This is a genomic window from Actinomadura bangladeshensis, from assembly GCF_004348335.1.
Taxonomy (GTDB): Bacteria; Actinomycetota; Actinomycetes; order Streptosporangiales; family Streptosporangiaceae; genus Spirillospora; species Spirillospora bangladeshensis.
Genome location: NZ_SMJW01000332.1, coordinates 1 through 7,480 on the forward strand (window position 1 = coordinate 1; position 7,480 = coordinate 7,480).

5 protein-coding genes and 1 pseudogene are annotated in these 7,480 nt (G+C 72.2%); all 6 read right to left on the reverse strand.

Features of this window, described 5'->3' with window-relative positions; all coding sequences use genetic code 11:
- The coding region (locus E1284_RS36580; protein ID WP_165965568.1) for a sensor histidine kinase at positions 1–2,132 on the reverse strand (2,132 nt) is incomplete at its 3' end.
- A gap of 281 nt (positions 2,133–2,413) precedes the next feature.
- Complete coding sequence (locus E1284_RS36585; protein WP_131944728.1) at positions 2,414–4,108, reverse strand: prenyltransferase/squalene oxidase repeat-containing protein; 1,695 nt, start codon at positions 4,106–4,108, stop codon at positions 2,414–2,416.
- Between the two features lie 23 nt (positions 4,109–4,131).
- Complete coding sequence (locus E1284_RS36590; RefSeq protein WP_243714968.1) at positions 4,132–5,073, reverse strand: terpene synthase family protein; 942 nt, start codon at positions 5,071–5,073, stop codon at positions 4,132–4,134.
- Positions 5,070–6,443 carry a cytochrome P450 gene (locus E1284_RS36595; RefSeq protein ID WP_131944729.1) on the reverse strand — a complete coding sequence of 458 codons (1,374 nt, stop codon included), beginning with the start codon at positions 6,441–6,443 and terminating at the stop codon, positions 5,070–5,072. The genes E1284_RS36590 and E1284_RS36595 overlap by 4 nt, the downstream gene beginning before the upstream one ends.
- Before the next feature lie 352 nt (positions 6,444–6,795).
- The gene (locus E1284_RS36600) at positions 6,796–7,155 is read right to left on the reverse strand and encodes a hypothetical protein (RefSeq protein WP_131944730.1); all 360 of its coding nucleotides are present in this window, start codon (positions 7,153–7,155) and stop codon (positions 6,796–6,798) included.
- Positions 7,156–7,193: 38 nt separating this feature from the next.
- Positions 7,194–7,480 (reverse strand): annotated as a pseudogene (locus E1284_RS36605) (EamA family transporter RarD); the annotation flags it as partial.

Consider the following 7,480-nt stretch of genomic DNA (forward strand, 5'->3'; position numbering starts at 1 on the left):
GTGGACGAGGGCGCCGGTGCGGGGGCGGGCGCGGGGACCGCGACGAGCGCGGGCCCGGCCGGCTGCGGGCCGGTGCCGGCCTGCGGGAGCGTCGCCGAGGCGCCGGCGGGCACCGCGCGCCCGGCGGACGGACCGGCCGCGGCGCCGACGGCGGCCGGGCGGCGCACCTCCAGCCCGTTGCGGGTGGTGGTGCCGGCGGCGACGGGCGCCGGGCCCTGCTCGATGATCAGTTCGCGCGGGAGGACGACGACCGCGGTGGTGCCGCCGTACGCGGACCGCTTCAGCGACACCTGCAGGTTGTAGCGCTCGGCGAGCTTGCTGACCACGAACAGGCCGAGCTGGACCGAGCTCTGCAGGTTGAAGTCGGGCGGGTTGGCGATCCGCTCGTTGATCTCGGCGAGCTTGTCGTCGGTCATGCCGAGCCCGCGGTCCTCGATGTCGATGGCGAAGCCGCTCGCGACGAGGTGGCCGCCGACCTGCACGACGGTGTCGGGCGGGGAGAACGAGACCGCGTTCTCGATCAGCTCGGCCAGCAGGTGGGTCACGTCGCCGACGGCGCGTCCGGCCAGTTCGACGGGGCCGAACGGCAGCACGGTGACGCGGGTGTAGTCCTCGACCTCGCCGACCGCGGCGCGGATGACGTCCACCATCGGGACGGAGTTGCGCCAGCCGCGGGCGGGCAGCGCGCCGGACAGCACGATCAGGTTCTCGGCGTTGCGCCGCATGCGGGTCGCGAGGTGGTCGAGCCGGAACAGCTCCTCCAGCTCCTTGACGTCGATGTCGCGGCGGCGCTCCATCGTGTCGAGCATGGTGAGCTGCCGGTGCACCAGCGTCTGGGTGCGGCGGGCCAGGCTGAGCAGGACGTCGCGGATGCCGCGGCGCAGCTCGGCCTGCTCGACGGCGGTGCGGATCGCGGTCTCCTGGACGGCGTTGAACGCGCGTCCCACCTGCCCGATCTCGTCGCTGCCGAACCGCAGCGGCGGCGCCTCCAGTGCGACGTCGACCTTCTCGCCGTGCCCGAGCCGCTCGACGACGCCGGGCAGCCGCTGCTCGGCCAGCTCCCAGGCGGCGTTGCGCAGCCGTTCGAGCTGCCGGACGAGCGCGCGGGCGGTGGTGATCGACACGATGATGGACGCGATGACGGCGATCAGCCCGAGACCGCCGGCCAGCAGCAGCCGGATGATGACGCCGGTGGCGATCGGGGTGGCGCGGTCCACCAGCCGGTCACCGGACGACTGGATCTGGTGGCGCATCTCGGCGAGCGCGGGCTCGGCCACGGCGTCCCACTGCTGGGCGGTGATCGGGGGCCGGAAGGCGCCGCGGTTCTGCTGCGACGACTGCTGCGAGCCCTGCTGGCCGGTCTGCTGCCCGTTCTGCCCGTTCTGCTGCGAGGTCTGCTTCGCGGCGAAGGTCCGGCGGTTCTGCATGATCTCGTCTTCGAGCGACTGGATCGTGCTGATCTTCGCGTTCTTCGTCAGGCCCGCGTAGAGGGTGCGGTCGGAGTCCTGAATGGTGATGAGCGCCTGCGCGGTGTTGTGCCGCCGGGTGCCGACCGTCTGGGTGAACGTGATGAGCTCGGGCTGGGTGATGCGGCCGGTCGCCAGCGAGCCCGCCATCAATGCGTCTTCCTGGGAAAGCAGTTCCCACATGCGGTTGAGCTCAAGGAGCGTGCGCGTGTCGCGGGCGAAATCCTTGTCGTCCAGCGTGGCCAGCGAATCGTAGACCCGGAAAATGGAGTCGACGACCTCGGAATATCCGGCCGCGATCCGGGCGCGGTCGGTCGACCCGGCGTCGACCGCGCGGCGGGCGTCGTTCACCGACTTCAACCGGTCGAGCATCTCGTCGACGCGCCGTTCGAGGGTGGCGCCGCCGAAGCGCCCGACGTTGTCGCCGCGGGCCAGTTCGACGGCCTCCGCGCGGGTCTTGTCGGTCTCCCGGCGCTGCGCGTTCAGCGCCGCCTTGGCGGTGGCGCTCGGCCTCGCCATCTGCACCATCGACAGCCTGCGCTCGCGCTGCAGGTCGGCGAGCAGGGGGTCGGTCGGTTGCGCGAGGGCGGTGTCCAGCGTGCTGACGCCGAGCAGATTGACACCTTCGCGCAGCGTCACCCACGCGGCGAAAACCCAGAGTGCCACGAGGGAGAGCAACAGGGCCGTGATCTTCGTTCTCAGGCGCGAGTTGCGGAAGCGCATTACTATCGCCCCAACAATATGTGAAATGGCTCGCAACCCGCATCGGCCGCTAGTAAGCGCCGGGCGGGTCGCGCTGTGTGGAGGGTGCAGGGGCGACGGTAGGCCGCCGTTCCATACGGCTTAGAAGACTAGCAACATGACCATAACGCCTCAAGGTGAATCGTCGACACCGAACACTTTGCCGCATTTGGTGCGCGTGTCGGGTCGGTCGAGTGTGGCCGATTTCACCTCGGCGAAACATCGTGCCCGGACGCCGGCCCGTCCGCGGCTGCGGACGCGGCCGCCCGGCGGGCCAGATGCAATGCCGCCAGCGTCCCGGCCCGGACGATCGCGGCGGGCCGGTAGAGGTCCTTGTCATGCCAGAGCGCCGGCTCGTCCGCCTCGCCGGGATCGGCGCTGCTCAGAGAGCGGTGCAGGTGCGGGACGGCGCGCGCGACCGCGTCCCGCACGGCCGCGCCGGGGGACGGATCGGTCAGCAGCAGGAGTTGCACCGCGTACGCCGTCTCCTCCGGCGTCCCGTCCCAGCGGCCCCACGAGCCGTCCGGGCGCTGCGATCCGAGGACCCACCGCCGGGCCGCGCCGACCGCGCCGGCCGAGTCGCCCCCGCCGAAGCGCGCCAGCGCGATCGCGGCGCACGCCGTCGCGTAGAGCGGGGAGGCGTGCCAGCGGTCGTCCCAGCTCCCGTCCGGGCGCTGCTGCCCGCGCAGCCAGCCCGCGGCCTTCGCGACGGTCGCGGCGTAGCGGGCCCGGCCCGCCCGAACGTCCGCGCCGGGCGCTCCGCCGGTGCGCTCGCAGGCGTCGAGGTACTGCCCGAACGCCTCCAGCACGTGCGCGTTCGTGGTGACCGACGCGCCCTCCTCACCCTGCCACGTGCAGAAGTGGGTGTCGGTCTCGTAGGCGTAGAGGGGGTCGGGCCGGTGGTGGGCGCCGAGCAGCGCCAGCGCGTACAGGGCGCCGGCGGTGGTGTCGGCGTCCGCCGGCAGGCCCTCGGCCGCCGGGGTGCCCGCCGGGCCGAGCGGCGCGGTCAGGCTGAGGACCAGCTCCGGCGGGACGGTGACCGGGATGCCCGCGCGGATCAGCCACGCCAGTACCCAGCCGCGTTCGAACACCGTCAGCGGGAAGCCGCAGGGCACGGGCCCGCCGTGCTGCGCCACCACGGTCTCCAGGTACCAGCGTGCGGGGCTGCTCGGGTCGTCCGCCGCCCGCGCGCCCAGCCAGGCCGCGGTCGCCGCCGGGGACGCGCCGATCGTGCCGGTCGGTTCCGGTCGCAGCCCCGCGGGGCCGGCCGGTCCGTCGTCGGCGATCTCCAGGGCGTGCAGGAGCTTCTGCGGGACGTCCGCGCCGGAGCCGAGCAGCGCGCGGACGAAGGCGAGCTTCGCGCCGTCCAGCCCGGCCGGGGCGCCGAGCCCGCGTCCCGCCCACGCGGCGAGCCCGGGGACGGGGCGGTCGCGCAGCCGGGCCAGCGACGCGTTGATCCGCTGGGTCAGGGACGGGGCGATCAGCTCGATCGCGGGCAGGTCGGGCAGGTCCACGGACGCGCCGGCCGGCCCGCACATCCGCTCGTCGATCGCCCGCAGCCCGGCGGCGGCCGACCGCACCAGCCGGTCGTCGTCCGCACCGCTCCGGCGGGTCAGTTCGGCGAGCAGGGCCTCGACCGCGCTCAGCGTCGGGACGAGCGCGTACCCGGTGGCCGGTGCGCCCCAGGTGCCGTCCGGCCGCTGCGACTCCACGAGGTAGGAGAGGCGTTCGCCGTGGCCGTTCAGCCATGGGGCGAGCGTCACCAGCCGGCCGGTCTCGTACACCGACGGCGAGACCTGCCCCCACGGGTAGGCGAGGAGGCCCTCGATCAGCTCCCGCGCGGCTTCGACCGTGTCGGCATCGGCCTGCCCCGGGACGCGCGGGGACGGAACGGCGGTCATCGGTACAGGACGGTCGTCGACGCTCACAACGTGCCCCAGAAGTCGGTCACTCCGTAGAAGCCCGCGCAGAAGTCCATCTGCCGTTCCATGTAGCGCGCCAGCTCCGGGACGTCCTTCGCGGCGTCATGGAGCAGCGTGCGGGCCTCACTGGTCAGCTCCCCGATCCGTTCCTCCACCTGCGCGCGCGTCCGGTCGAGGAGCAGGCCGTTCAGGTCGCCCCACTGGAGGTCGCGCTCGTAGGTGCCGAGGTCGTTCAGCAGCCGGACGACCCGCTGCACGGCCCGGCTCGCCTCGCGCACCATCGGAACGTTCCCGCCGCCCCCGGACGCGATCCAGTGCGAGGCGAACACGAACGAGAACCCCAGGTTGTCGGCGTTCGCGAGGTACTCCTCGAAGGACGGGCCGGGCTCGCCCTTCTCCCGCGCGGCCTTCCAGTCCCATTCGAGGGCCATCGCGTCGAGCATGCGCTGGAGCTCGTCCCGCCAGACGTCCCGCAGCTCCGGGTAGGCCGGTGCGGCCGCCAGTTCGTCGCGGACGTCGGCGAGGAAGCGCGCCAGCTCGTCTTCGGGTGAGGCTGCGTCCGCGGCCCCGTCCGCGGCGCCGTCCGCGATGGCCGCGCACCGCTGGACCAGGCCCGCGACCTCCGCGCGGGACGACGCGGCGTAGTCGATCAGCCAGTCGAGGCCGAAGCACCACAGGCAGACGCGGTTGGCCATGCGCAGCCGCTCGGCACCGAGCCCGGGCCCGCTGAACGCGGCCGCGAGCGCGAGCGTGCTGAACAGCGCGGGATCGAACGCCTTCGCGTCGTAGAGCGCGGGGTGCTCGGCGGCCCAGCCGCGCATCTGCCGCTGCGCCTGGCCCGCGACGGCGCAGATCGTCCCCGCTTCGAGGGCGGGCGTGACCCGGCTCCGCGGGCGGCCCGGATGGGGAGGTTCGGTGAGTTCCCCGGACGCGGTCTCCGTCATCGCCGCCGCTCCGCCGGCTCCAGCCTCAGGTACAGCGGCTGGTTCGGCCGCAGGGTCGCGCCGATCCGCGCCTCCACCGGGCCGTCCGTCGGCAGCAGCGACGGGCGGTACCGGCTCAGGATGGCGGTGAGGATCAGCTCCGCCTCCATGTTGAAGACGTGCCGTCCGATGCACTGGTGCGGTCCGCCGCCGAACGGGTAGTAGGCGTAGCGGTGCCGGGTGCGGTTCGCCTCGACGGTGAAGCGGCCGGGGTCGAACTCCAGCGGCCGGTCCCAGACCGATTCGAGGCGGTGCGTGAGGAACGGGCTGGTCAGCACGGTCTGCCCGGCCTTGATCGGGACGCCGCCGATCGCGGTGTCGGCGAGGGCGATCCGCGGGAAGATCCAGCCGACGGGGTACAGCCGCAGCAGTTCCTGGACGACCTGCTGCACGTACGGCAGCCGGCGCAGGTGCTCGGGCCGGACGTCCTCGTCCCCGACCACCTCCGTGATCTCCGCGCGAAGCCGCTCGACCACCTCGGGGTGCCGGGCGAGCAGGGGCCACAGCCAGGTCAGCGCCACGGTCGTGGTCTCGGTGCTGGTGGCCCACATGGCGAGCAGGTTGTCGCGGACCCAGTCGTCGCCCAGGCCGCTGCCCTCGGTCATCCGGGCCTGGCACAGCACGGTGAAGATGTCGTAGCCCTCGCCCGCGTCGTAGCGGAACCGGTCGACGAGCTCGTGCAGGGTCTCGTCCATGATCCGGAGCCCCTCGGCGAACGCGCGGTCGCCGGGCAGCGGGATCGACTTCGGGACGAACGGCAGCAGGAAGCGGAACGCGATCGAGGTGGCGAGGCGCTCCATCGCCGGGATCATCCGGTCGGCCTCCGCCTGCCGGATCTTGTCGCCGAACAGCACCTTGATCACGGTCTCGTGGACGATGCGCCCCATCTCCGGCAGCACCTCGATGGGCCGGCCCTCGCGCGCCGGCTCGTCCAGCTGCCCGACGGCCTCGTTGATGGCCAGCGCCATGTGGTCGCTGAGGGACCTGATGGTGCGGGTCGAGAACGCCGGCTGCAGGATGCGCTTGCTCAGCTCCCACTCGTCGTACTCGGACATGATGCTGTCGCCGAAGAGGCCGTGCAGGGGGCGCCAGAACGTCCCGTCCCGGACGAAGTTCTCCGATTGCTTGCGCAGGACCTGCTGGACGTCGTCGGGGTGGGTCACGAGGTACGGATGCGATGCGCCGAGGTCCAACCGCGCGATCTCGCCGCCGGCGGCGGTGCTGATGCGGAGGATCTCCCGCAGCGGGTCGCGCATGAGCCGGGAGACCGTGCGGTAGAGCGGGAAGTTCTTCGCTCTCCGGACGGGCGCGGCAACAACGTCAACAGACACTTCCGACTGCCCCCCATGTGGGATTAAAGCAATCGACCCTCTGCCGATGCCGTCGACACCTGGCGGGTGGTGCGGCGGGAGCAGAGGGGGCGATTAGAGACGTATGCGAGGCTTGGGCGATTTGTAGATTTCCGTGGAAGTATCACATGATCAATTAACACGATCAAGGGGGGAGAGGGAAGAAATATCAGCCCTTTCCGGGTGACGTCCATCACTTGCCGGAGGGGTTGTCCCGTTTGTCGAACGATCTTGACAGCGTCCGCGCAGGTGATCGCGGCAAGGGGGCGTTACGTCAGACGGTGAACACGCACCGTGACGCTCACATTGTGAGCAAGAAGGCCGCTGACGGCAGTTACTCGTGGTTACGGCCGCTTGGCAGAAGGTCGGGCCACGCGAGCCGCCCCGCGACCCGCACCTCGCCGGTCACCGTCCGTGACCCGCAGTGCGCCACGACCGCGTAGGTGCCCGGCGCGACGTCCTGCTTCACGGTCGCGGTACCGTCCACGGCCCGTCCGGTGAACGCCTCGGACACGACCCGCGCCCGGCCCGCGCACCCCGGCACCTCGACCCGGACGCGATCGCCGGGCCTTACCATGCCGGGCTCCACCGCCACGTCGTGCCGTCCGGTCGCGGTCGCCTCGCCCGTCGCCGGTGCGAGCATCCCGGCCGCCACGAGTGCCGAACCCAACACGGTGACGGTGACCAGACGCAACGGGACTCCTCGAATCCGGGCATTTGCCGTGCGGAACTTTAGCCCGTCGAGACCGCCTCGGGGGCCGCTTCGCGACGCCCGGCCCTGAGCCCGTCCCATGTGAGCGCCACCAGCGCGAGCCACACCAGCGCGAACCCCGCCCACCGGCTCGGCGGCATCTCCTCGTGCTGGACGAACACGCCGATCGCGAACTGGAGCACGGGCGTCAGGTACTGCAGCATCCCCACCGCCGTCAGCGGCAGCCTGATCGCCGCCGAGTTGAACAGCATGAGCGGGACGGCGGTGACGATCCCGGCCCCCACCAGCAGCAGCACGTTCCCCACCC

Excerpts from the sequence above, each read along its gene's own strand:
- E1284_RS36585 (WP_131944728.1), bottom strand. The coding sequence starts at position 4,108 with ATGACCGCCGTTCCGTCCCCGCGCGTCCCGGGGCAGGCCGATGCCGAC.
- E1284_RS36590 (WP_243714968.1), bottom strand. The coding sequence starts at position 5,073 with ATGACGGAGACCGCGTCCGGGGAACTCACCGAACCTCCCCATCCGGGC.